This window comes from Azospirillum agricola, from assembly GCF_017876095.1.
Classification (GTDB): domain Bacteria; phylum Pseudomonadota; class Alphaproteobacteria; order Azospirillales; family Azospirillaceae; genus Azospirillum; species Azospirillum agricola.
The window spans coordinates 265,237-287,010 of record NZ_JAGINM010000009.1 but is presented as its reverse complement, the minus strand read 5'-3'; the positions used below and the strand labels follow the sequence as shown (position 1 = coordinate 287,010).

Annotated in this window: 20 protein-coding genes and 2 tRNA genes; 11 read left to right on the top strand and 11 right to left on the bottom strand. The window is 69.1% G+C overall.

Features of this window, described 5'->3' with window-relative positions:
• The first annotated feature begins 667 nt into the window (after nt 1–667).
• Nucleotides 668–2,011: a peptidoglycan DD-metalloendopeptidase family protein gene (locus tag J2847_RS16165; RefSeq protein WP_209779925.1), complete on the top strand. Its 1,344-nt coding sequence runs from the start codon at nt 668–670 to the stop codon at nt 2,009–2,011.
• Between the two features lie 53 nt (nt 2,012–2,064).
• On the opposite strand, the gene J2847_RS16160 is transcribed toward J2847_RS16165, so the two are convergent.
• From J2847_RS16160 to J2847_RS16130, 7 genes are all read right to left on the bottom strand, one after another.
• The gene (locus J2847_RS16160) at nt 2,065–2,238 is read right to left on the bottom strand and encodes a hypothetical protein (protein ID WP_209779924.1); all 174 of its coding nucleotides are present in this window, start codon (nt 2,236–2,238) and stop codon (nt 2,065–2,067) included.
• Between the two features lie 75 nt (nt 2,239–2,313).
• Nucleotides 2,314–3,270 (bottom strand): lipid II:glycine glycyltransferase FemX, encoded by a 957-nt coding sequence (locus J2847_RS16155; RefSeq protein ID WP_209779923.1) that lies wholly within the window; start codon nt 3,268–3,270, stop codon nt 2,314–2,316.
• 15 nt (nt 3,271–3,285) lie between these two features.
• A complete protein-coding gene (gene motA / locus J2847_RS16150; RefSeq protein ID WP_085555656.1) occupies nt 3,286–4,146 on the bottom strand; it encodes a flagellar motor stator protein MotA in 861 nt (286 codons plus the stop codon).
• Nucleotides 4,147–4,372: 226 nt separating this feature from the next.
• On the bottom strand, nt 4,373–4,897 hold the full coding sequence (locus J2847_RS16145) for a MarR family winged helix-turn-helix transcriptional regulator (RefSeq protein ID WP_209779922.1): 525 nt from the start codon (nt 4,895–4,897) through the stop codon (nt 4,373–4,375).
• The gene (locus J2847_RS16140; RefSeq protein WP_085555654.1) at nt 4,894–5,313 is read right to left on the bottom strand and encodes an organic hydroperoxide resistance protein; all 420 of its coding nucleotides are present in this window, start codon (nt 5,311–5,313) and stop codon (nt 4,894–4,896) included. The genes J2847_RS16145 and J2847_RS16140 overlap by 4 nt, the downstream gene beginning before the upstream one ends.
• Nucleotides 5,314–5,569: 256 nt before the next feature.
• Entirely contained in the window at nt 5,570–7,429 is a 1,860-nt protein-coding gene (locus J2847_RS16135) for a phosphoenolpyruvate carboxykinase (GTP) (RefSeq protein ID WP_267912537.1), read from the bottom strand.
• A 504-nt stretch (nt 7,430–7,933) separates the two neighbouring features.
• Nucleotides 7,934–8,785, bottom strand: a complete 852-nt coding sequence (locus J2847_RS16130; protein WP_209779920.1) for a HugZ family pyridoxamine 5'-phosphate oxidase — start codon at nt 8,783–8,785, stop codon at nt 7,934–7,936.
• Nucleotides 8,786–8,976: 191 nt separating this feature from the next.
• On the opposite strand from J2847_RS16130, the gene J2847_RS16125 reads away from it, so the two are divergent.
• The 8 genes from J2847_RS16125 (at nt 8,977) to ptsP (ending at nt 16,043) form a co-directional block, all read left to right on the top strand.
• On the top strand, nt 8,977–9,675 hold the full coding sequence (locus tag J2847_RS16125) for a response regulator transcription factor (protein ID WP_209779919.1): 699 nt from the start codon (nt 8,977–8,979) through the stop codon (nt 9,673–9,675).
• Nucleotides 9,617–11,335 (top strand): stimulus-sensing domain-containing protein, encoded by a 1,719-nt coding sequence (locus tag J2847_RS16120; RefSeq protein WP_209779918.1) that lies wholly within the window; start codon nt 9,617–9,619, stop codon nt 11,333–11,335. Before J2847_RS16125 ends, J2847_RS16120 begins: the two co-directional genes overlap by 59 nt.
• A gap of 146 nt (nt 11,336–11,481) precedes the next feature.
• Nucleotides 11,482–11,838 (top strand): hypothetical protein, encoded by a 357-nt coding sequence (locus J2847_RS16115; protein ID WP_233474562.1) that lies wholly within the window; start codon nt 11,482–11,484, stop codon nt 11,836–11,838.
• A gap of 128 nt (nt 11,839–11,966) precedes the next feature.
• Nucleotides 11,967–12,425, top strand: coding sequence for an HPr kinase/phosphorylase (locus J2847_RS16110; protein WP_209779917.1), 459 nt, complete (start codon nt 11,967–11,969; stop codon nt 12,423–12,425).
• 18 nt (nt 12,426–12,443) lie between these two features.
• Nucleotides 12,444–13,448, top strand: coding sequence for an RNase adapter RapZ (gene rapZ, locus J2847_RS16105; RefSeq protein ID WP_209779916.1), 1,005 nt, complete (start codon nt 12,444–12,446; stop codon nt 13,446–13,448).
• Nucleotides 13,449–13,564: 116 nt separating this feature from the next.
• Nucleotides 13,565–13,963, top strand: coding sequence for a PTS sugar transporter subunit IIA (locus J2847_RS16100; RefSeq protein ID WP_209779915.1), 399 nt, complete (start codon nt 13,565–13,567; stop codon nt 13,961–13,963).
• A 6-nt stretch (nt 13,964–13,969) separates the two neighbouring features.
• Nucleotides 13,970–14,269, top strand: coding sequence for an HPr family phosphocarrier protein (locus J2847_RS16095; RefSeq protein ID WP_209779914.1), 300 nt, complete (start codon nt 13,970–13,972; stop codon nt 14,267–14,269).
• Nucleotides 14,259–16,043, top strand: coding sequence for a phosphoenolpyruvate--protein phosphotransferase (ptsP, locus tag J2847_RS16090; RefSeq protein WP_209779913.1), 1,785 nt, complete (start codon nt 14,259–14,261; stop codon nt 16,041–16,043). Before J2847_RS16095 ends, ptsP begins: the two co-directional genes overlap by 11 nt.
• A 48-nt stretch (nt 16,044–16,091) precedes the next feature.
• Here ptsP and J2847_RS16085 read toward each other — a convergent pair whose 3' ends face one another.
• The 3 genes from J2847_RS16085 to J2847_RS16075 form a co-directional block, all read right to left on the bottom strand.
• A complete protein-coding gene (locus J2847_RS16085; protein ID WP_233474561.1) occupies nt 16,092–17,723 on the bottom strand; it encodes a methyl-accepting chemotaxis protein in 1,632 nt (543 codons plus the stop codon).
• 331 nt (nt 17,724–18,054) lie between these two features.
• A tRNA-Arg gene (locus tag J2847_RS16080) sits at nt 18,055–18,131 on the bottom strand.
• A gap of 169 nt (nt 18,132–18,300) precedes the next feature.
• Nucleotides 18,301–18,377 (bottom strand) — tRNA-Arg (locus tag J2847_RS16075).
• A 202-nt stretch (nt 18,378–18,579) separates the two neighbouring features.
• On the opposite strand from J2847_RS16075, the gene gpt reads away from it, so the two are divergent.
• Both gpt and J2847_RS16065 read left to right on the top strand, forming a co-directional pair.
• On the top strand, nt 18,580–19,074 hold the full coding sequence (gpt, locus tag J2847_RS16070; protein WP_085555643.1) for a xanthine phosphoribosyltransferase: 495 nt from the start codon (nt 18,580–18,582) through the stop codon (nt 19,072–19,074).
• A gap of 178 nt (nt 19,075–19,252) precedes the next feature.
• Nucleotides 19,253–20,875, top strand: a complete 1,623-nt coding sequence (locus J2847_RS16065; protein WP_209779911.1) for a hypothetical protein — start codon at nt 19,253–19,255, stop codon at nt 20,873–20,875.
• Between the two features lie 21 nt (nt 20,876–20,896).
• On the opposite strand, the gene J2847_RS16060 is transcribed toward J2847_RS16065, so the two are convergent.
• Nucleotides 20,897–21,730, bottom strand: coding sequence for an ABC transporter permease (locus tag J2847_RS16060; RefSeq protein WP_209779910.1), 834 nt, complete (start codon nt 21,728–21,730; stop codon nt 20,897–20,899).
• Between the last annotated feature and the right edge of the window lie 44 nt (nt 21,731–21,774).

The window sequence follows — 21,774 nt, the reverse complement described above, 5'->3', positions numbered from 1 at the left end:
AAAACCCAAGCTCAAACCCGACGCAGATTGCTCTGCGTTCAAATCACTGCTTCAACTTCGGATGCGAACAGACGTCCGCGTGTGTGCCGATCCCAAACCGAACCGGAACCCCCGCTCTCAACGGCACTCAAAGCACCGCCGCCTGCGCATCCCTTCTCACAACACGGTATTAACTTGTCAATGATCCCGCAGCGCTTCCGAAAGCGCCGCATCGACCGCTCCCCCATCCCCCTTCTTCAGGGAGGCGGGCCGGAGAAGGCCGAGATGTCTTGGTCGAAACCGGAACCGCAAACCAGCTCAACCGCTTGTTTCCGCTTCCTTTTTCTCCGCCGCCGCGCCGCTTCGTGAAGCGCCGCCCCGTCGGTGGAGCGGGTTATAGGCGCCCAACCCGAACCCGGCAAGCGCTTTTTTGCGCTCTCATGAAAAATTTCTGACGGTTCGTCTTTTCACCGGAGCCCACCCCGGATTCGGTGTAAGGGAGCATCCCCTGGGACACCGGACCGGAATCGCCCGAAGCGACGCCGCCGGATGGCCCGTCCGATGGCCTTCTGCCGATTGACAGCAACAGCACCGACGCGCATCGTCCCTGCCTGTGGTCGTACCACGACCGATTGGGACATCTTCCTCCCACCCGCGTGTCGGATCGAGCAACGATAGGAGAATGACGGTGCGTTCGAGGCTTTGCCGCCTTCCCACGCTCGCCTTGATCGCCGCCGCCCTGGCGGGGATCACCACTCCCACCGCTCCGCGCGCCTTCGCCGCAGAGACGCGCTCCACCGAGATGGAGCGCGAGTTGGACCGGGTCCACCGCGCCGCCGCCGACCGCAAGGGCGCGCCGGAGCGGGCGGCGATCGACCGGCGCACGCTGTCCATCGGCCGCGGCGACACACTGATGGATCTGCTGACCAGCGCCGCGGTCCCGCGCAACGAGGCCAGCGGCGCCATCGCCGCGCTGCGCGACGTCTATGATCCCCGCAAGCTGAAGGTCGGCCAGCAGGTGACCGTCCTGTTCGAGCCGCGCCGGGGAGGGGCCCGCAAGTTCGTCGGCCTGGAGTTCGTGCCGGACCCGGTGCGCTCCGTCTCCATCGCGCGCAAGGGCGAGACCGGTTTCGTCTCGACCCAGACGGAAAAGCCGGTGTCGCGGCAGCTGGTGGCCGCCCAGGGCACCGTCCGTTCCAGCCTGTTCGAGGCCGGAAGCGCCGCCGGGGTTCCGCTGTCGGTGATGATGGCCTTCATCCGTGACTTCTCCTACGACGTCGATTTCCAGCGCGACCTGCAACCGGGCGACGGCTTCGAGATCCTCTACGAGAAGATGGTGACGTCCGACGGCAAGGCGGTGGGCGAAGGCGACGTGCTCTACGCCTCGCTGACCTTGAGCGGCGAGGAGATGCCGATCTACCGGCACAAGACACGCGACGGCCGCATCGACTATTACAACCGCGACGGCGAGAGCATCCGCCGCGCCCTGCTGCGCACCCCGATCGACGGCGCCCGCATCACCTCGGGCTTCGGGATGCGGCACCACCCGATCCTGGGCTTCAGCAAGATGCACCAGGGCGTCGATTTCGGTGCGCCGAAGGGAACGCCGATCTACGCCGCCGGCCGCGGCGTGGTCGAGCAGGTCGGGCCGTTCGGCGCCTATGGAAACTACATCCGCATCCGCCACAACACCGAGATCACCACCGCCTACGCCCACATGAGCCGCTTCGCCAAGGACATGCGGCGCGGCGCGCGGATCGACCAGGGCGACGTCATCGGTTATGTCGGCGCCACCGGCCGGGTCACCGGCGCGCATCTGCATTACGAGGTTCTGAAGGGCGGCCGTCAGGTCAACCCGCGCTCGATCGATCTGCCGACCGGCGAAAAGCTCCAAGGGCGTGAACTGCAAGCCTTCCAGCAGACCGTCCGGTCGCTGGACAAATCCTTCGAGGATGCCCGCAGCGGCCTGCAACTGGCCCGCAGCCCCGGCCCGAGCGAGGAGAAGGGCTGCACCAAGGCGACGACCTGCTGATCGGAACCCCGCTGGATCAGGATGGCCGGTGAATCGGGGCGGCGGCTTCGCCGTCAGCCCTGCTTCATCATGTTGCGGATGGCGCCGACCAGCTGCTTGGCGCTCTCATCGCTACCCAGCAGCTTTTGCAGCTTCTCGCGCATCAGCATCGCCTGCGGCTTCTGGTTCATGGCGCGTTCGATGGCGAGTTCGGCCTCGCCCGGCTTCATCACTTCGTTGTCGGACATGGTGGGCGATCCGTCTCTCCGGACGTTGGATGGACACAGCATGGGCCAAGCGGCGACGGTCGGCAACCGGTGCGCTCAGCGGTATTGACCGACCGTCTCGTCGGCGCGGCCGCCGGTTCCCAGCTTGAATTCGGTCACGCCGGGCGCGCTGTCGGTGACGCCGCCGAGGTCGAGCGCGCGAACGCCACGTTCCTTCAAAGCCAGCATCGCCCGCCACAGGACCAGACGCATGGCGCTGCTCTTGCGGCCGGCCTCGTTGGCCCAGCTGATCTGGCTGGTCGCCGCCGCGCCGTGGCGGAAGACCAGGGCGCAGGCCACCGGCGTCTTCTTCTCCAGCGCCGTCACCATCAGCACGCCGTCGCCGGCCCCGCCACCCTTGACCATGGCGTTGCGCAGCCGCACCGCCAGGGTGCCGGTCATCGGGCGGAAACCCTTGGCGGCTGCCTGGTCATGCTCCTGCTTCATCAGCCAGGGAAGATTGCCGGCCTGCCAGTCGGCGTCGATGAGCAGACCTGATTTTTCCGCCCCGCGCAGCCGCTGGCGCCAATCGCGCGCGAGTCCGGCCATCAACGCGTCCGCGCTGGGGGTCAGGTCGAGCCAGACCGTCCGGTAGCCGGGGCCGGCGCGGCGGAAACCGCAGCGTTGCAGCAGCGCCTCGGTCTCCGGCGAGGCCGGCAGTTCGGGCAGCAGGCTGGCGCGGCTGAAGGGCGAGCGCGGACACGCCTTGCGCAACAGGCGGAAGGTGGCCTCCAGAATCTCCGGGTCCGGATCGATGCCGTCCAGCCACAGGGGGCCCCGGTGGAGCTGGCGGTCGTGGAACAGCTTCAGCATCCGGCGTTCGAGGATCTGCACCAGACCGACCGGCTCGCCGTCGCGGCGGATCACGCCCAGCTTGGGCAGGTAGCCGTAGGTCCGCCCCATGGCCCGGCCATAGGCGAAGCTCTGCGTGAGGGTCGAGCAGCGGACGCGGGCGAACAGGGCGTCCCACTCGCCGACCGTGCCCGCGTTCCAGGCGATGGTGACCTCGGCCATGATGTCGCGTCCCCGTCAGGCCGGCGGCAGGGCGGCGGTGGCCTCTTCCACCTGGGCGAAGGTCGGCCGGTATTCGGGCGACAGCACGTTGCGCGCGTATTCCACGGAGATCGCCGGCGCGTAGCCGGACAGATGGGCGATCAGCCCGGTCTTCATCGCCTGATAATACTTGCCCTCGGCGTGGTAGATGGCCTTCAGGCCGCTGGCGATCGGCGCCATGAAACCGTAGGCGACGAGAATGCCGAAGAAGGTACCGACCAGCGCGCCGCCGATCAGCTTGCCCAGCACCTCGGGCGGCTCGGAGATCGAGCCCATGGTGTGAATCACGCCCAGCACCGCCGCGACGATGCCCAGCGCCGGCACCGCGTCGGCGATCGCCTGGACGGCGTCGGCGACCGCCTGGTGCTCATGGTGCATCGCCTCGAGATCCTCGTCCATCAGGTCGACCAGCTCGTGCGGGTTGTCGGCGCCGAGCGACATCAGGCGCAGATAGGTGCACAGGAATTCGATGGCGTGGTGGTCGGCGTAGAATTTCGGGAATTGCTGGAACAGAGGCGAGTCCTCCGGCTTCTCGATGTGCTGTTCGAGCGCCAGCAGGCCCTTGGTCTTGGCGATCTTGAAGACCTGATACATCATGGTCAGGGCTTCGAGATAATCCTCCTTCTTGTATTTGGGCCCCTTGAAAAGATGGCCCATCTCCTTGCCGGTGTGGGTGATCACGCTCTTTGGGTTGGCGATGAAGAAGCCACCGACGCCGGCGCCGAGGATGATCATGAACTCGAACGGCATCCACAGCACGCCCATATGGCCGCCGCCGAGGACATAGCCCCCGAACACGCTGAAGATCACGACCGCCAAGCCGATCATCACGAACATGTGGTTTCTTCCCTCTTGAATCCGGCCACGGCGCCGACCGATGCCGGCGGCCGATGCGCGACACCCCGATGTCTTGCACCGTGGTGTCCGGCACCGGGCCGCAGCGACAGAATGGCGACGGAATCCATTGAGTTTCCGTGAATCACCCGAACGGCCTACCGCGATCGCGACAGGGCGCGGCGATCCTACCGGGACCACCCTCCCCTGTCACGAAAGGACTGGCGCGTCAGGGTTTCTCCGGGGGAAGCAGGGCCTTGATGCGGTCGCGCAAGGGGCCGACCTCGTCGAGCGGCAAGGCGAAATGACACGCCAAGGTCACGGGCACCGAGAGCGCCGGTTCGCGCAGCGCCGCCCCCGCGTCGGTCAGCTCGACGATCACCCGGCGTTCGTCGGCCGGGTCGCGGCGGCGGGCGACCAGGCCGTTGGCCTCCATCCGCTTCAGCAGCGGGGTCAGGGTGCCGGAATCGAGATCCAGCGCGTCGCCCAGTTCGCCGACCGTGCGGGGGGACCGCTCCCACAGCACCAGCATCGCCAGATACTGCGGGTAGGTCAGCCCCAGCTTGTCGAGCAGGGGCCGGTAGAGCCGGGTGATCCGGTTGCTCGCCGAATAAAGCGCAAAGCAGAGCTGGCGGTCGAGCCGCAGAAGCTCGCCGCCATCCTGGGGGGTCGAGGAGGAGGGCGGCGCTGCCGCCCCCCCGCTTGTGTCCTGCCCGGTTGTGTCCTGCCCGGTTGTGTCTTGATCGTCGGTCATGCCGCCTGAACGCTGAGAGCCACGTCGATGTTGCCGCGAACGGCGTTGGAATAGGGGCAGACGGTGTGGGCGGTGGCAACCAGTTCCTCGGCCGCAGCCTGCTCCAGCCCTTTCACCGTGACCGCCAGCGCCACCGACAGGGCGAAGCCGCCCTCGGGCGTCTGCAACAGGTTGACGGTGGAGGCGACCGAGGCGTCGGCCAGCGGCAGCTTCTTCAGGCGGGCGACGTGGCGCACCGCGCTCTCGAAGCAGGCGGCGTAGCCGGCGGCGAAGAGCTGCTCGGGGTTGGTGGCGTTGCCCTTGCCACCCAGGCTCTTCGGCATGGCGAGGTCGAGGCTCAGCAGGCCGTCGTCGGTCTGGACATGGCCCTCGCGGCCACCGGAGGTGCGGGCGTTGGCGGTGTAGAGCGTGGTCATCGGTCGGTTTCCTTCGTCTTGGTTGGGTTCGTGTTCGATGGGCTTATTCATAGCGCCAAATTTAATTGTGCGCAATATAATTGAGTGGATGATCGCCCGGCCCGCACCGCGCGACTGCCCTGCGTCGGCCGCACCCCGATCCGGCACGTCCCTGGCATGGTTCCGCCCCCGGGGAGCCGGAACGGAAAAGGGGCCGCCTCGCGGCAGCCCCTTCCCCACACCCGCATCGATCCGAAGCGGCTCCGATCCGGATGGATCAGCCGATGCGCCAGACGTCCGGGCTCTGCTCCAGACGCTTCAGCAGGGCGAGGCGCTGCTGCTCGATCTCCGCCGGCAGGCGGCTGCCGAAGCGGTTGAACAGCTCCTCCTGGTCCCTGGCTTCCGCCTCGGCTTCCTTGCGGTCGATGTCCATGATCTTGCTGAACTTCTCCTGCCCGAAGCTCAGCCCGCTCCAGTTCAGGTCCTGGTAGCGCGGCGAGTAGCCGAAGGGCGATTCGGCGACCTCGGTGGCGCGGCCGCGCACGCGGTCGACGATCCACTTCAGGACGCGCATGTTGTCGCCGAAGCCCGGCCAGACGAACTTGCCGTTCTCGTCCTTGCGGAACCAGTTGACGCGGTAGATGCGCGGCAGGTTCTCGACCTTGCTCTCCATCGACAGCCAATGGTTCCAGTAGTCGGCCATGTTGTAGCCGCAGAAGGGCAGCATGGCGAAGGGGTCGCGGCGGATGGCGGCCTGGCCGACGGCGGCGGCGGTCGCCTCCGAGCCCATGGTCGCCGCCCAGTAGACGCCCTCGCGCCAGTTGTAGGCCTCGAACACCAGCGGGAAGGTCTTCGACAGGCGGCCGCCGAAGATGAAGGCGCTGATCGGAACGCCGGCCGGATCCTCCCAGGCCGGGTCGATCGACGGGCACTGCGCCGCCGGCGCGGTGAAGCGCGAGTTCGGGTGCGCCGCCAGACGGCCGGAGCCCGGCGTCCAGTCCTTGCCCTGCCAGTCGATCAGATGCTCCGGCGGGGTGTCGGTCAGCCCCTCCCACCACACATCGCCGTCGTCGGTCAGCGCGACGTTGGTGAAGATGACGTTGTGGTCGAGCGTCTTCAGCGCGTTCGGGTTCGACTTGACGCTGGTGCCCGGCGCCACGCCGAAGAAGCCGGCCTCCGGGTTGATGGCGCGCAGCGTGCCGTCGGGCTGCGGCTTGATCCAGGCGATGTCGTCGCCGATGGTGCGGACCGTCCAGCCCTCGAACTCGGCGGGCGGGACCAGCATGGCGAAGTTGGTCTTGCCGCAGGCCGACGGGAAGGCGGCGCCGACGTAGGTCTTCTCGCCGGTGGGGCTCTCGACGCCGAGGATCAGCATGTGCTCGGCCAGCCAGCCCTGCTCGCGGCCCATCGAGGAGGCGATGCGCAGCGCGAAGCACTTCTTGCCCAGGAGCGCGTTGCCGCCGTAGCCCGAGCCGTAGGAGACGATCGAATGCTCCTCCGGGAAATGGACGATGTACTTGCTCTCGGCGTTGCACGGCCACGCCACGTCGGCCTGTCCGGCCTCCAGCGGGGCGCCGACCGAATGCAGGCAGGGGACGAAGTCGCCGTCGCCCAGCACGTCCAGCACCTTCTGGCCCATGCGGGTCATCAGCCGCATGTTGACGGCGACGTAGGGGCTGTCGGAGAGCTGCACGCCGATGTGGGCGATGTCGGAGCCGAGCGGCCCCATGCTGAAGGGCACCACATAGAGGGTGCGGCCGCGCATGCAGCCCTCGAACAGGCCGTCCAGCTTGGCCTTCATCTGGGCCGGGTCCATCCAGTTGTTGGTCGGACCGGCTTCCTCACGGGTCTTGGAGCAGATGTAGGTGCTGTCCTCGACGCGCGCGACGTCGCCCGGATCGGACCGGCACAGGAACGAGTTCCGGCGCTTGGCCTCGTTCAGGCGGATGAAGGTGCCGGCCTCGACCATCTCGTTGCAGAGGCGGTCGTATTCCTCCTGCGAACCGTCGCACCAGTGGATGCGCTCCGGCTTGCATTTCAGCGCGATCTCCTCGACCCAGGCCAGGAGCTTCGTGTTCCGCGTCCGCGTGCTTGCAGTCATCGTCTTCCTCTCGAATGCGGTACCGGTACCGGCCATTCCTCCCCTCCCCCGAACCATCGCGCAGCCTCGTCCCCGGCGTCGGATGCCGATCGGGAGTCGCTGGCGGATGGCACCGTCAGACGGTGCGTGGGGCGTCGGCCGCTCCGGTCCTGCTTTTGTCCGTTGTCGTGCTCAAGGGTGCGGGCGATGCCGCAGGATCAGCCGCGCCCCACGCGGGCGGCGCACCGGCGGCCGAAGCCGCCGGACAGCCGCGCCGGACGGAGGCCGCGCCGAAACGGTCCCAAAGGCGGTCCAAGGGCGAGAGGCCCGGACGGGAAACGGGTCGATCCGTTATGGTCCACTGACATGTTCTCCTGGTTGCGCTGGTCGCGCGCCGCGTTCTTGTTCTTGGTGCGGCGCCCGTTGGTGACGGTCTGGTCCTCGGGTGATGCTGTCCGCTTGCTCGGTCTGCTTGTTGTTGCTTTTGGGCGGCGACGCCTCTTCGGGCGCTCGTTCCGCCGGTGGATCCGGCTCCCCCGCCGACAGGCATGCCGATGGGAGTCACGTGGGGCCGTCCACGCCGCCGGGTCGGGCGGCGCGCTGGACCAGGGTGGCCACGGCCATTCTAGCCGATTCGGGGTCGCTTGTTCTCTCGTCAAAATCGACGCGGGCGACGTACCCCCCGCATCGAAGGTCGCACCCCTCGGGGTCGATGCCGGTCAGGGTCCAGCCGCTCCCGTCCCCGGCCCCGGCCCCGGCGGGGAGCGGCGGAGCCAGCGTCGACAGGGCGGCGGCGTGCGTCTCGTCCATGCCCGCGAGGATATCGGGTTCGGCCTCGGCCAGCGCAAGTTCGACCTTGGGGAAGCCCAGCTCGGCGGCGGACAGCCAATGGATGCGGCCGAAGCCGGCGACGAGATGCGCCCGCTCCACCTCCACCCGGTGGACCGCGAAGTCGCCGAAGCCGGCGTAGAAGGCGGCGTCCGGATGGCGGCGCAGGTAGCGCGCGCGGTGGCGCGGCTCGTCGGTCGGCGCAATGCGGCCGAGCACCGACAGGCGGGCGCCGGTCAGCGGCTGCGCCAGGCCGGCGGTGCCGTCGAACAGCAGCCCGACGCGCCCGTCGGCGGCGATGTTGCGGCTGTGATCGGCCAGCGCCGACAGCAGGAGAAGGGGGCTTCCGTCATGGTCGAGGGCAACCAGCACCAGCGACGGGTAGGGCCAGCCGGCGGCGTCGGCCCCCGCGGCATCGCCGCGCTGGGCGGTCGCCAGCGTCGCCCGGTCGCAGGCGCGCATCAGGCGGCGCGCGGCGTCGGCCGGGGCCGCGGGCCGGGCGGGCGGTGAAGGGGACGCCGGGAACGGCGCCGCGCCGTCCTTCCCGGATGGGGAGGACGCGCCAAGGGCTTGTGTGGACCTCATACCGAACCGCGCGTGCGCTCTTCCCGCGCGGCACCGTTGCTCGGCGCCGCATTGACGCCATATTGGCCCAGAAAAATGGCGCGGGAAAAGTGAAAACTGCCGCGGTTCCCTTGACTCTGTCATAATCGGTCCGAATGGCCGCCCCCATCGCCCCCCTGCCCCCGCCTTCGACAAAGGACGCGCCGACGACCATGGTCCACACCGTCGCCCTGGTGGATGACGACCGCAACATCCTGGCTTCCGTCTCCATCGCGCTGGAGGCCGAGGGCTTCGAGGTGCGCACCTACACCGACGGGTCGGAGGCCCTGCGCGGCCTGACCCAGCGCCCGCCCGACCTCGCCGTGCTCGACATCAAGATGCCGCGCATGGACGGCATGGAGCTGCTCCAGCGCCTGCGCCAGACCTCCCGGCTTCCGGTGATCTTCCTGACCAGCAAGGACGACGAGCTGGACGAGCTGATGGGCCTGCGCATGGGGGCCGACGACTACATCAAGAAGCCCTTCTCGCAGCGGCTGCTGATCGAGCGCATCCGCGCCCTGCTGCGCCGCGAGGCGCTGCGCGGCGAGGCCGGCGAGGCCGTCGATCCCGGACAGGTGGTGACGCGCGGGCCGCTGCTGCTCGACGGCGCGCGGCACGCCTGCGCCTGGAAGGGCCAGCCCATCGACCTGACGGTGACCGAGTTCCTGCTGGTGAAGGCCCTGGCCCAGCGGCCCGGCCATGTGAAGAACCGCGACCAGCTGATGGACGCGGCCTATGGCGAGCATGTCTATGTCGACGACCGCACCATCGACAGCCACATCAAGCGGCTCCGCAAGAAGTTCAAGGCGATCGATGCCGATTTCGCCCAGATCGAGACCCTCTACGGCGTCGGCTACCGTTACCGGGAATAGCGCCGCGCGGCGGGGCCGCCGGGGCATCTCGAAGCTCACCCTGCGCATCCTGGCGGTCAACGTGCTGGCGCTGGCGCTGCTGGTCGCCGGGCTGCTCTATCTCGGCCGCTACCAGGACCGGCTGATCCAGGCGGAGATGGAGGCGCTGGCGACGGAGGCGCGCATCTTCGCCTCGGCGCTCGGCGAGGGCGCCGTGAACCGAATCCTCGTCCCGCCGTCGCCCAGCGGCGAGGATGGCGGGCGCGAACGGTTCGAGCTGGCGCCCGAGCTGGCGCGCCAGATGATCCGCCGGCTGGCCGAGGCGACGGCGACCCGCACCCGCCTGTTCGACATCGACGGCCGGATGCTGTCCGACAGCCGGGTGCTGACCGGCTCGACCGGCCGCATCGAGATCCGCGAGCTGCCCGCTCCGCCCGCCGGCGACGCCATATCGCGCGCGATCAACACTCTGTACAGCCGTCTGATCGACGTGGCGCCGAGCCGCGAGGGGCTGCCGCTGCACGGCGAGGAGACCGGCCGGCCCAACCCCGACGTCGAGCGCGCGCTGGCCGGCGAGACCGGCGCCACCGTCTGGCGCGTGGAGTCGGCGGCCGGCGAGCCGGAGCTGCTGCTGACCGTCGCCGTGCCGGTCCAGCGCTACCGCGAGGTGCTGGGCGCCGTGCTGCTGGCGCGCGGCGGCGGCGAGATCGACCGCGCCATCCGCTCCGTCCGCTTCGACATCCTGCGGGTGTTCGCGGTGGCGCTGCTGGTGACGGTGGCGCTGTCCTTCTACCTCGCCGGCACCATCGCCCGGCCGATCCGCCGGCTGGCCCAGGCCGCCGACCGGCTGCGCACCGGCCACGGCCGCCACACCGAGATCCCCGACCTGACCCGGCGCGGCGACGAGATCGGCGAGCTGTCCGGCGTGCTGCGCGACATGACCGCCGCGCTGTGGGCGCGGATGGACGCGATCGAGCGCTTCGCCGCCGACGTCGCGCACGAGATCAAGAACCCGCTGACCTCGCTGCGCAGCGCGGTGGAGACCGTGGGCCGCATCGAGGATCCCGGACGCCGCGCCCGGCTGATGGCGATCATCGCCGACGACGTCCAGCGGCTCGACCGGCTGATCAGCGACATCTCCAACGCCTCGCGCCTCGACGCCGAGCTGTCGCGGGCCGAGCTGGAGCCGGTCGACATCGGCGCCATGCTGGCGATGCTGGCCGACATCCAGCGCGCCGCCGAGGCCTCGGAGGACGGCGGAAGCACCGGCGACGGCCCCCGCATCGTCATCGACGTTCCGGATGAGGAACGATTGATCGTTCCGGGCCTGGAAGGACGCTTGACGCAAGTGTTCCAGAATCTGATCGCCAACGCCCTGTCCTTCTCGCCGCCCGGCGGAACGGTGCGCGTCACCGCAAGGCGCGCCGGTTCCCTGCTGCGCGTCACCGTTTCGGACGACGGCCCCGGCATTCCGGAAGGAAAGGAGGAGGCGATCTTCGAGCGCTTCTACACCGAACGGCCGGCCGGCGAGAAGTTCGGCACCCACTCCGGCCTCGGTCTGTCCATCTCGCAGCAAATAGTTCAGGCTCACGATGGTTTGGTTGACGCACAAAATCGACTTTCCCCCGATGGTCGTATCCTTGGCGCCGACTTCCGCGTGACGCTGCCGCTGCGGCGGTGATTTGCCGAAAAGTTGCGCTTTTCCTCGATAAGATGTGGACAAGGTCCGAATGCGGGTCGATCATGCCCATGGTCGTCACCGTTCGCATTGTTCGCCGGCTTTCGTTCGCGAGCGCGCCTGACTCTGGGCAACCATGGGGGGTCATCATGTCCGTGCCCGCTCAAGTCCCTGCTCAAGTCATTGATATCCGGCGCTATCGTCTGGCCCGGCTGATCCGCGACGCCGGCCGCCAGCAGGGCGAGCTGGCCCGCATGATGCGCGATTCCGCGCAGGAACGAACCCAGCTGGCCGAGGCGCTGCAAGGCGCCCAGCGCCACCTGACCCGCATCGCCGAGAGCTACAAGGTCCTGCTGCTCCGCCTGAAGCGCGAGAAGGATTTCCGCGACGCCTGCCAGGAGGCGGCGGAGCTGGAGGATCTCGACGAGATGATCCGCCGCCGCGACGCGCTGGTCCGCGAGCTGGAAAGCATCCGCCGCGGCGGCCGTGGATCCGCCGGGCCCTGAACGGCGCTCCCCAATGGCCCGCGCGAGCGGATGGCGGGAGCCCTGTTCAGGGTCCCCCGCCTTCCCCCCGGCCCCCCTACCCCGACTCCATTGACAGAAACCGCGGCACCGCTCACCTTCGCGGGATCATGGTGACGATGCACGGCACCTGCGTCCTGCTCTCCGACATCGGCGTGTTGCTGAGAGGGGATTCGGGAAGCGGCAAATCCGATGTGGCTCTGCGATTGATCGACGGTGGCGCGCGGCTGGTCGCCGACGACCGGATCCTGCTGCGCGTCGAGGACGGCCGTCTGGTCGCCAGCGCCCCGGCGCCGCTCGCCGGCCTGCTGGAGGTGCGCGGCGTCGGCATCCTGCCGGTGCCGACCGCGCCCGCCGCCGCCGTCGGGCTGGTCGTCGATCTCGTCCCGGCGGAGCGGGTGGAACGGCTGCCCGAGCCCGCCTTCGAAACGATCCATGGCGTGCCGCTGCCCCGTCTCGCCCTGTCGCCCTTCGACGCCTCAACCCCGGCGAAGCTGCGTCTGGCCGCCGCCGCCGCGCGGGCCGGCACGCTGGGCCGGGTGCCGGCCGTCCTCGACGCCCATCCCTAAAACGATCCCGTGCCGGCCATGCCCCCCCACACCGCCTCGACCGAGACCCTCGACACCGTTCCCGCGGCGCAGCGCGGCCGCATCGTGCTGGTCACCGGCCTGTCCGGCGCCGGCATGTCGGTGGCGCTGAAGGCCCTGGAGGATCTGGGCTACGAGGCCGTCGACAATCTGCGCCTGTCGCTGGTCCCGGCGCTGCTCCAGCAGGCCGACCCGCGCCGCCGGCCGCTGGCCCTGGTGATCGACAGCCGGACCCGCGACTTTTCCGCCCAGACCTTCCTGGACGAGCTGGACGACCTGGAGGCGCGCGACGACCTCGACGTCCGGCTGGTCTTCCTCGACTGCGGCGACGAGGTGCTGCAACGCCGCTTCACCGAGACGCGGCGGCGCCACCCGCTGGCCATCGACCGCACGGTGCCCGACGGCATCGCGCGCGAGCGCACCCTGCTGTTCCCGCTGAAGGAGCGGGCCGACCTGACCATCGACACGACGCAACTGTCCATTCACGATTTGCGGCGCATCCTGTCGGGGCATTTCCAACGCGATGCGCAGGCGGCGCTCCAGGTGTTCGTGACCTCCTTCTCCTTCCGGCTGGGGCTGCCGCGCGAAGCCGATCTGGTCTTCGACGTGCGGTTCCTGACCAACCCCCATTACGACCCGGCCCTGCGCCCGCTGACCGGGCTCGACCCCGCCGTCGCCGCGCGGGTGGAGGGGGACGCCGACTTCCCCGCCTTCTTCGCCAACCTGACCGGGCTGCTGCGGCCGCTGCTGCCGCGCTACAACCAGGAAGGCAAGAGCTACCTGACCATCGCCATCGGCTGCACCGGCGGCAAGCACCGCTCGGTGTTCGTCGCCGAGCGGCTGGCCGCGTGGCTGGCCGACCTCGGCATCAAGGTCAACCTCAGCCACCGCGAGTTGAGCCGCCTGGGTGCCCGTCCCGGTGCCCCGGCGGGTGGGCAAGCGGGCGGGCAAACAGGCGGAGTGGCGGGCGGGCCGGGCGGCCCGCCGGCCGCCGGACAGGGGTGACGCAATTTGCGCCTTGACGACCATGCGCCCGACAAATCATCCAAAAGCCGGCAGGCGATGATCAAAATCACCGCAACGACGTTTCCTGGGGAGGCTCCAACCTTGAAGGATGTCCCATGATCGGCATGGTTCTTGTGACCCACGGGCGACTCGCCGAAGAGTTCATCGCCGCTCTGTTCCACGTGGTGGGCGAGCAGAGCCAGGTGCGCGCGGTGTGCATCGGCCCCGACGACGACATGGAGCAGCGGCGCCAGGACATCCTGAATTCGGTCGCCGAGGTCGATGACGGGACGGGCGTGGTGGTCCTCACCGACATGTTCGGCGGCACGCCGTCGAACCTCGCCATCTCCATCATGGACAAGGCGAAGGTCGAGGTGATCGCCGGCGTCAACCTGCCGATGCTGATCAAGCTGGCCAGCGTCCGCAAGACCGAGCCGCTCGACAAGTCGGTCATCGCCGCCCGCGACGCCGGGCAGAAATACATCAACGTCGCCTCCTCCCTGCTGTCGGACTGATCCCGCATGAGCCAAGACGATCCGGCCCCGTTGGACGGCGAGCTGCGCCGCACCGCCACCATCACCAACCAGCGCGGCCTGCACGCCCGCGCCTCGGCCAAGTTCGTCAAGCTGGTCGCCACCTTCGACGCCGACATCAAGGTCCGCCGCGGCGAATCCGTCGTGTCGGGCGAATCGATCATGGGCCTGATGATGCTCGCCGCCGGACCGGGCACCACCGTGGAGCTGCGCGCCCACGGCACCCAGGCCGAGGACGCCATGGCCGCCCTGCTCGACCTGATCAACCGCAAGTTCGATGAAGAGTGACACGCCGCCGGGCCCCCCGGCCGCCGCCCCGATCCGTTCCCTGCGCGGCCTGGGAGTATCCCCCGGCATCGCCATCGGCCCCGCCCATGTGGTGGAGAGCGGCTCCGTCGCCATCCCGGAATACGCGATCGCGCCCGAAGGCGTCGAGGCCGAGCTTCTGCGCTTCAACGAGGCCGCCGCCAAGGCGCGGCGCCAGATCAAGAAGCTGAAGAGCAAGGCGCTGGTGCTGCCCGACTCGGCGTCGGAGGAGATCGGCTTCCTGCTCGACGCCCATCTGTCGATGGTCACCAACTCCCGCCTGACCCGTGGCGTCGAGCGCCGCATCCGCGAGGAGCGCGTCAACGCCGAGGCCGCCATCCAGGCGGAGATCGCCACCATCGCCCAGACCTTCGCCGGGATGGACGACGCCTATCTGGCCGCCCGCATCGCCGACATCCGCGAGGTCGGGCGCCGCCTGACCCGCAACCTGATGAAGCACGAGTACCGGGCCTTCTCCACCCTGCCCCCCGGCAGCATCATCCTGGCGGAGGAGCTGACCCCGGCCGACACGGCGCTGCTCGACCCCAAGGCGGTCGCCGGCTTCGCCACCGTGCTGGGCGGGGCGGAGGGGCACACCGCGATCCTCGCCCGCTCGCTCGGCCTCCCCGCCGTGCTCGGCGCCGCCGGCCTGCTGGCCGGGGTGCGCAACGGCGTGCTTGTGGTGGTCGACGGCGTGCAGGGCCGCGTCGTCATCGACCCGCCGCCCGAGCTGCTGGCCGAGTACCGCGACCGCCGCGCCGCCCGCGACCGCGAGCGCGAGCAGTTGAAGAGCCTGCGCAAGCTGCCGGCCGTCACCCGCGACGGCACCGCCATCACCCTGCTGGCGAACATGGAGCTGCCGCGCGACCTGGAGCACGCGCTGGAGAACGGCGCCCAGGGCGTCGGGCTGCTGCGCACCGAGTTCCTGTTCATGAACCGTGACCACCTGCCCGACGAGGAGGAGCAGTACGGCGTGCTGCGCGCCGTCGTCGAGGGCATGGGCGGCCGCACCGTCACCGCCCGCACCATGGACGTCGGCGGCGAGAAGCTGGCCGGCTGGATGGCCGGGCGCTACGGCGAGCCGGCCAACCCGGCCTTGGGCCTGCGCGCCATCCGCCTCGGCCTGCGCGAGCCCAAGCTGCTGGAGACCCAGCTGGCCGCCATGCTGCGGGCCGGGGCGCACGGGCCGCTGCGCATCCTGCTGCCGATGATCACCTCGGTTCCGGAGGTGCAGAAGGTGCGCGAGATGCTGGGCCAGGTGGCGCGCCGCCTGCGCCGCCGCGGCGTCGCCATCGCCGACCCGCTGCCGCCGGTCGGCGTGATGGTGGAGGTTCCAGGCGCGGCGCTCGCCGCCGACGCGCTGGCCTACGCCGCCGACTTCTTCTCGATCGGCACCAACGACCTGACCCAGTACACGCTGGCGATCGACCGCGCCGACGAGCAGGTGGCGACCCTCTACGACCCGCTGCACCCGGCGGTGCTGCGGCTGATCCAGTTCACCATCGAGGCGGCGCTGCGCTCGCGCATCCCGGTGGCGGTGTGCGGCGAGATCGCCGGCGACGCGCGCTACGCGCCGCTGCTGCTGGGCCTGGGCGTGCGCGAGCTGTCGATGGCGCCGCCCTCGGTCCCGGCGGTGAAGAAGCGCATCCGCGGCCTCGACATGATGGAGGCGAGCCGCCGCGCCCGCGTCATCATGGACCAGAGCGACAGCGGCCGCATCGCCACCCTGCTGGACGACTTCAACGCGATGCCGTGAACGGGGACAGGGGGGCTGCGATGGCAGCCCCCCTGTCCCCGGCACTGCTCAGGCGGCGCGGATGCCGGCCAGGAAGCGCTCGACCTCGCCCTTCATCATCTCCGACTGGCGGGACAGCTCGCCCGCGGCGCCCAGCATCTGGGTCGCGGCGGAGCCGGTCTGGGTGGCGCCGCGGCTGACCTCGGTGATGTTCTCGGTCACGACCCCGGTGCCGCGCGCCGCCTCCTGGACGTTGCGGGCGATCTCGCCGGTGGCGGCCCCCTGCTCCTCGATGGCCGAGGCGATGGAGGTCGCGATCTCGTTGATCGCGCCGATGGTGCTGCCGATCCCGGTGATCGCCGACGCCGCCTCGCTGGTCGCCTGCTGCATCGAGGCGATCTGGCTGGCGATCTCCTCGGTGGCCTTGGCGGTCTGGTTGGCGAGGTTCTTGACCTCCGACGCCACCACGGCGAAGCCCTTTCCGGCCTCGCCGGCGCGGGCCGCCTCGATCGTCGCGTTCAACGCCAGCAGGTTGGTCTGGCTGGCGATGTCGGTGATCAGCTTCACCACGTCGCCGATGCGCTGCGCCTGATCGACCAGCCCCTGGACCCGGCCGTTGGTGGCCTGCGCCTCGCCCACCGCCTGTCCGGCGATGGCGGTGGAGCGGGACACCTGCCCGCTGATCTCGCGGATCGACGCCGACAGCTCGTCGGTCGCCGACGCCACGGTCTGCACGTTGACCGACGCCTGCTCGGCCGCCGCCGCCGTGCCGGCGGCCTGCCGGTTGGTCTGCTCGGCGGTGTGCGCCAGCCCTTGCGCGGTGGCGTCCAGCTCGGTCGCGGCGGCGCTGACCGTGCGCAGGATGCCCGACATGCCGGAGTCGAAGTCCCGGATCAGCCGCTCGACCGCGACGTTGCGCCGCTCCTTGGCCTGGCGCTCGGCCTCTTCCGCTGCGGCCATGCGCTCGCGGTCGAGGGCGTTCTGCCGGAAGATCGCCACCGCGCGGGCCATCCCGCCGATCTCGTCGCCGCGTTCGGCTCCCGTCACCTCGACCGACAGATCACCGTTGGCGAGCCGCTCCATCATGCCGGTGATCCCGGCGACGGGCCGGGCGATGCCGGATTGGGAGATGATGACGCTGGCGACGACCGTCGCGCCGATGCCGCCGATGCCGACCACCAGCATCAGCGTGATCATGCGGGAGTTGAACGCATCCAGCTCGTCGTTGGCCTGCTGGATGGCCTCCATGTTCCGCTGCGATGTCGCTTCGAGTTCCTTGCCGAAGGCGATGCGGTTGGCCCGGCCCTCCGGCGTGTTGCCGTGCTTCTCCGCCGCGTCCGGACCGTCTTCCAGACCGAGGCGGGCCACCTCGTTGCGGATCGCGATGAAGTCGTGGCCGTTCCTGGCCATCTTCTGGAAATCGGCCCGGCTGCCCGGCGGCAGCAGGCTCTCCCACGCAGCGAGACGCTTGCCCATCGTCGCCGTCGATTCCTGGATGGCCTTGCTGAACAGGAGAACCTCGTCCCTGGTCTTGGCCGCGTAGAGGCCCCGGCTGTCCATGACGATCTTGTAGACCAGCCCGCTGATCTGCTCGCCGAACAACGCCCTCTGCGACCGCGCCTGAATGTCGTCGATCCGGCCGTCATACGTCTGCATTCCAACGAAACCGATGCCTCCGATCACCGCGGCGATAACGGTCATCAGACCAACCACAACAGAAATTTTACGGCTGATGCTTATCCGCGCCAGAAATCCGCCCATGACTTAGCCCGTCCATTGATAGGAGCAATCCACCATGGAGCATACTCAGGTATGATTTTCAGAGAGGTTACGACTTGTATGAAATTGCGACCACGCCTGTTCAGATGCGGCCATATTCCACACAAACAATTCGTTCAGATATGAATCGGACAGGGCTCCGGGCCTTCCGGAACTTTCGAACCACGCCAACGGTTGCCGGCGAAAGCCCAAAACGACGAAGGGCGGCCAAAGGGCCGCCCACTCGTAAGTCGCTGATCTTTTTTAGGAAGGATGGCGCGCCCGAAGAGATTCGAACTCCTGACCCTCAGATTCGTAGTCTGATGCTCTATCCAGCTGAGCTACGGGCGCCTTGTCCACTTCCTGTCTCGCCGCCACCGGCGTCGAGGCGCGCAACCTACTCAAATCCTCAGGCCCGCGCAAGCCCTTCTTTGAAAGAATTTCGTCACCCGTCCCAAGAAAAACCTTCGAAAACGACGAAGGCCACCCGAAGGTGGCCTTGCTCGTTGTTCGAGGAGGATGGCGCGCCCGAAGAGATTCGAACTCCTGACCCTCAGATTCGTAGTCTGATGCTCTATCCAGCTGAGCTACGGGCGCATCCGAAACATCACTCTTTCCCGGCGCCGTCGGTTGCCCGCTGGCGTCGAGGCGCGCAACTTACTCAAAAGCCTCCGGCCCCGCAAGCGCTTTTTTCACTCTTTTTCCCTGCCCGGGGAGACGCGTCGCGCCGTGGCCCCCGATTGCCGGAAAAGCCGGCCTGCGATATACAAGCCGCATCTGTTTTCTGGAGTGTCCTCCCGTGGCCGAAGCCTCATCCAACAAGCATTTCCCGGTGTCCTGGGAAGAGCTGCACCGCAACGCCAAGGCGCTGGCCTGGCGCCTGATCGACAAGGGTCCGTGGAAGGGCATCATCGCGATCACGCGCGGCGGCATGGTTCCCGCCGCCATCATCGCGCGCGAACTGGAAATCCGCCTGATCGACACGGTCTGCGTCTCCAGCTACGACCACCAGAACCAGCGCGAGGCGGCGGTGCTGAAGGGCGTCGAGGGCTCCCATGCCGGCGACGGCGAGGGCTGGCTGATCATCGACGATCTGGTCGACACCGGAAAGACCGCGGTGATCGTGCGCAAGATGCTGCCCAAGGCGCATTTCGCCACCGTCTACGCCAAGCCGGCCGGCCGGCCGCTGGTCGACACCTTCATCACCGAGGTCAGCCAGGACACCTGGATCCACTTCCCCTGGGACATCGAACTGCAATTCTCCCAGCCCATCGCCAAGCAGCGCAACGGCTGAAACCCTCCGCAAGGACGGTGACGACGGTGGGGGCGGCCCAGCCCCGGCGCCCGGCCGAAAGGCAGGGTTCCCCCCATCGTTCCGGCGGAAATTCGTTACGCCAAAATTAACCGATCCGCCGCTACAACGGCGGCGGACCGCTCAACCGGCGCAACCTTTCCCGCATGATTCCCGGCGCATGACCGACGATTCCCAGGACGATCTGCGAGCAAAAATCGACGATCTGGTGGCCCGCCTGCCCGCCACCCTCGTCTACAGCCTGCTGAGCGAGATCGAGGGCATGGACAGCGAACCGACCGACCGGGTCCTGCTCATCCGCCAATACGTCATCGAGTATCTGAACCGCCAGCGCACCAACCGCGCGCGGCGCCTGTTCACCAACCTGTTCGAAGCCTTCCTGATCGACGACGACGCGCTCTATCACGCGGGCGTCTCCGTGCCCGGCATGCTGCAACGGATCGACGCCGGTGCCCTGTGGGAGGTGCTGAGCCGCGACGCCTTCCCCCTGCTGGCGGTCGAGGCGCAGGAGCTGCTGGACGAGATGGCCCGCGACGAGGTGATCGACCGCGTCCTGAAATCCCCCCCGGCGACCGTCCTGAAGGAACGGATGCGCGTCGCCGCGGTCAGGCATCTCGACGGGCTTCTCGCCACCAAGAAGGCGACGGACGAGATCCTTGCCTCGATGTCGCGCAACCGGCCGCGCCGCACCCGCCTGATGTCGGGCTTCCTGGAAAAGACCCCGCCGGTCGAGATCGGCACGCTGCGGCTGATGCACCACATCCTGGCGAACGCCGAGGGGTCGATGAAGGCCGTCGCCGCCCGACTCGACGGCTTCCCGGCCGCCTGCGCCGGCGAGGCGGACCGCGAGCGCAAGGCCGACGCCCTGGTCGAGGCGACCGAGGCGCTGCGCGACCGCCACGGCGACGACGACGCCAACCTGCTGCCGCTGTCGGTGCTGTCGGTGAAGCGCAATTACGGCGTGGTGGCGCTCTACATCCGGCAGAGCAGCGTCGATCCGGGGCGCGGCGGCACGGTGACGGCGGCGCTGACCGGCCATTTCATCGGCGTGACCCGCGCCCTGACCGCCGCGCTGACGGTCATCCTGAAGCTGAACGAGCGGGTTCCCGGCTCCGCCATCCGGCCGAGCGCCAAGGAGAAGGCCCGGCTGGAATCGCTGATGCAGCGGCTGGCCGAGCTGATCGGCGCGGCCACCGCCGCCGGGCTGATGGAGGACCGGCGCAGCGAGCCGGCCTTCCGCAACGCCTGGGGCGGCGCCAGCAAGATCATCGGTTCGCGCGTGGCGGCGGTGGCCATGGAGCGTTCCGGGCAGGCGGCGGCGGCGCGGCGCCAGCCGGTCATCGACCATGGCGACATCGTCTGGCTGAACCGCCTGCTGTGGCAGTGGCAGCGCATGGCCCGCGACTTCGGTTTCGAGACCTACGATCTGGTGAAGTGGCGCGAGACCCTGCTGGAGGAACTGCGCGCCAACGTCGAACGGGCGATGAAGTTCGAGGAGGACGACCCGCTCGACGAACGGATGGAGCATCTGCTGCGCATCAACACGCTGAGCAACGTGTTCGGCCAGCGCATCAGCGCCTGGATCCCCACCTTCAGCCACAACATGACCCGCCTGCTGTCGCACCGGCTGGAGCGCGGCGGCCCGCTGGGCGACGACGAGCAGTCGATCATCGACGACCTCGTCGCCACCGCGCGGACCGAAGTCGGCAAGTCGCGCTACTGGAAGAGCAACGAGCTGATGGACCTCATCGAGCTGTCCGACCGCGCCCGCTCGACCCCCTGATCTTGGCCGGCCGAAGAACGGTCACAGCAGCCCCGACTCGCCGCGCTGACGGGGATCGAGCCAGTCGCGCAAGCCATCGCCCAGCAGCGTCAGCCCCAGCACGCTCAGCGCGATGGCGGCGCCGGGAAAGACCGCCTGCAAGGGCGCGTTGAACAGGTGGGTCTGGGCGTCGCCCAGCATCTTGCCCCAGCTCGGGCTCGGCGGCTGGATGCCGAGCCCGAGGTAGCTCAGCGCCGCCTCGTTGACGATGGCGACGGCGAACAGCACGGTCGCCTGCACCACCACCACCCCGGCCACGTTCGGCAGCACATGCACGCGCGTCACCGACAGCGGCCCGCGCCCGAGCGCCAGCGCCGCCCGCACGAACTCGCGCCGCCACACGGCCAGCGCCGCGCCGCGCGTGACCCGCGCCAGGACGGCGGCGTTGAACAGCCCGAGCGCCAGAACGACGTTGACGGCGCCGGCCCCCAGAACGGCGGTCAGCAGGATCGCCGACAGCACGGCGGGAAAGGCGAAGACCAGATCGCCGAGCCGGGCGAGGATCTCGTCGCCCCAGCGCCCGAGCGCCGCGGCGGCCAGCCCGAGCGGCACCCCGAACAGCAGCCCGAGCCCGACCGCCGCCGCCGCGATCGACAGCGAGTTGCGGGCGCCGACCATGATCATCGACAGCACGTCGCGCCCGAAATGGTCGGTGCCCAGCCAATGCCCGGCGCCCGGCGGGCGCAGCCGGGCGACGACGCGGACCTTGTCGGCCGGAAAGGGCGTCCAGACCAGAGACAGCAGGGCGACGCCGAGAAGAAGCGCGACCAGGACGAGGCCGAGCCGGAGGGAGAGGGGAAGGCGCCGGACCGTCATGACCGCGCCCTCCCGCCGCTCTTTTCCCCCTCTCCCCGGGAGGG

What these genes read in the sequence shown, in the direction of transcription:
- J2847_RS16160 (WP_209779924.1), bottom strand. Translation starts at nt 2,238, where the DNA reads ATGTCCGACAACGAAGTGATGAAGCCGGGCGAGGCCGAACTCGCCATC.
- J2847_RS16155 (WP_209779923.1), bottom strand. Translation starts at nt 3,270, where the DNA reads ATGGCCGAGGTCACCATCGCCTGGAACGCGGGCACGGTCGGCGAGTGG.
- motA (WP_085555656.1), bottom strand. Translation starts at nt 4,146, where the DNA reads ATGTTCGTGATGATCGGCTTGGCGGTCGTGATCTTCAGCGTGTTCGGG.
- J2847_RS16145 (WP_209779922.1), bottom strand. Translation starts at nt 4,897, where the DNA reads ATGACCGACGATCAAGACACAACCGGGCAGGACACAACCGGGCAGGAC.
- J2847_RS16140 (WP_085555654.1), bottom strand. Translation starts at nt 5,313, where the DNA reads ATGACCACGCTCTACACCGCCAACGCCCGCACCTCCGGTGGCCGCGAG.
- J2847_RS16135 (WP_267912537.1), bottom strand. Translation starts at nt 7,429, where the DNA reads ATGGCCGGTACCGGTACCGCATTCGAGAGGAAGACGATGACTGCAAGC.
- J2847_RS16130 (WP_209779920.1), bottom strand. Translation starts at nt 8,785, where the DNA reads ATGAGGTCCACACAAGCCCTTGGCGCGTCCTCCCCATCCGGGAAGGAC.
- J2847_RS16125 (WP_209779919.1), top strand. Translation starts at nt 8,977, where the DNA reads ATGGTCCACACCGTCGCCCTGGTGGATGACGACCGCAACATCCTGGCT.
- J2847_RS16120 (WP_209779918.1), top strand. Translation starts at nt 9,617, where the DNA reads ATGCCGATTTCGCCCAGATCGAGACCCTCTACGGCGTCGGCTACCGTT.
- J2847_RS16115 (WP_233474562.1), top strand. Translation starts at nt 11,482, where the DNA reads ATGTCCGTGCCCGCTCAAGTCCCTGCTCAAGTCATTGATATCCGGCGC.
- J2847_RS16110 (WP_209779917.1), top strand. Translation starts at nt 11,967, where the DNA reads ATGGTGACGATGCACGGCACCTGCGTCCTGCTCTCCGACATCGGCGTG.
- rapZ (WP_209779916.1), top strand. Translation starts at nt 12,444, where the DNA reads ATGCCCCCCCACACCGCCTCGACCGAGACCCTCGACACCGTTCCCGCG.
- J2847_RS16100 (WP_209779915.1), top strand. Translation starts at nt 13,565, where the DNA reads ATGATCGGCATGGTTCTTGTGACCCACGGGCGACTCGCCGAAGAGTTC.
- J2847_RS16095 (WP_209779914.1), top strand. Translation starts at nt 13,970, where the DNA reads ATGAGCCAAGACGATCCGGCCCCGTTGGACGGCGAGCTGCGCCGCACC.
- ptsP (WP_209779913.1), top strand. Translation starts at nt 14,259, where the DNA reads ATGAAGAGTGACACGCCGCCGGGCCCCCCGGCCGCCGCCCCGATCCGT.
- J2847_RS16085 (WP_233474561.1), bottom strand. Translation starts at nt 17,723, where the DNA reads ATGACCGTTATCGCCGCGGTGATCGGAGGCATCGGTTTCGTTGGAATG.
- J2847_RS16065 (WP_209779911.1), top strand. Translation starts at nt 19,253, where the DNA reads ATGACCGACGATTCCCAGGACGATCTGCGAGCAAAAATCGACGATCTG.
- J2847_RS16060 (WP_209779910.1), bottom strand. Translation starts at nt 21,730, where the DNA reads ATGACGGTCCGGCGCCTTCCCCTCTCCCTCCGGCTCGGCCTCGTCCTG.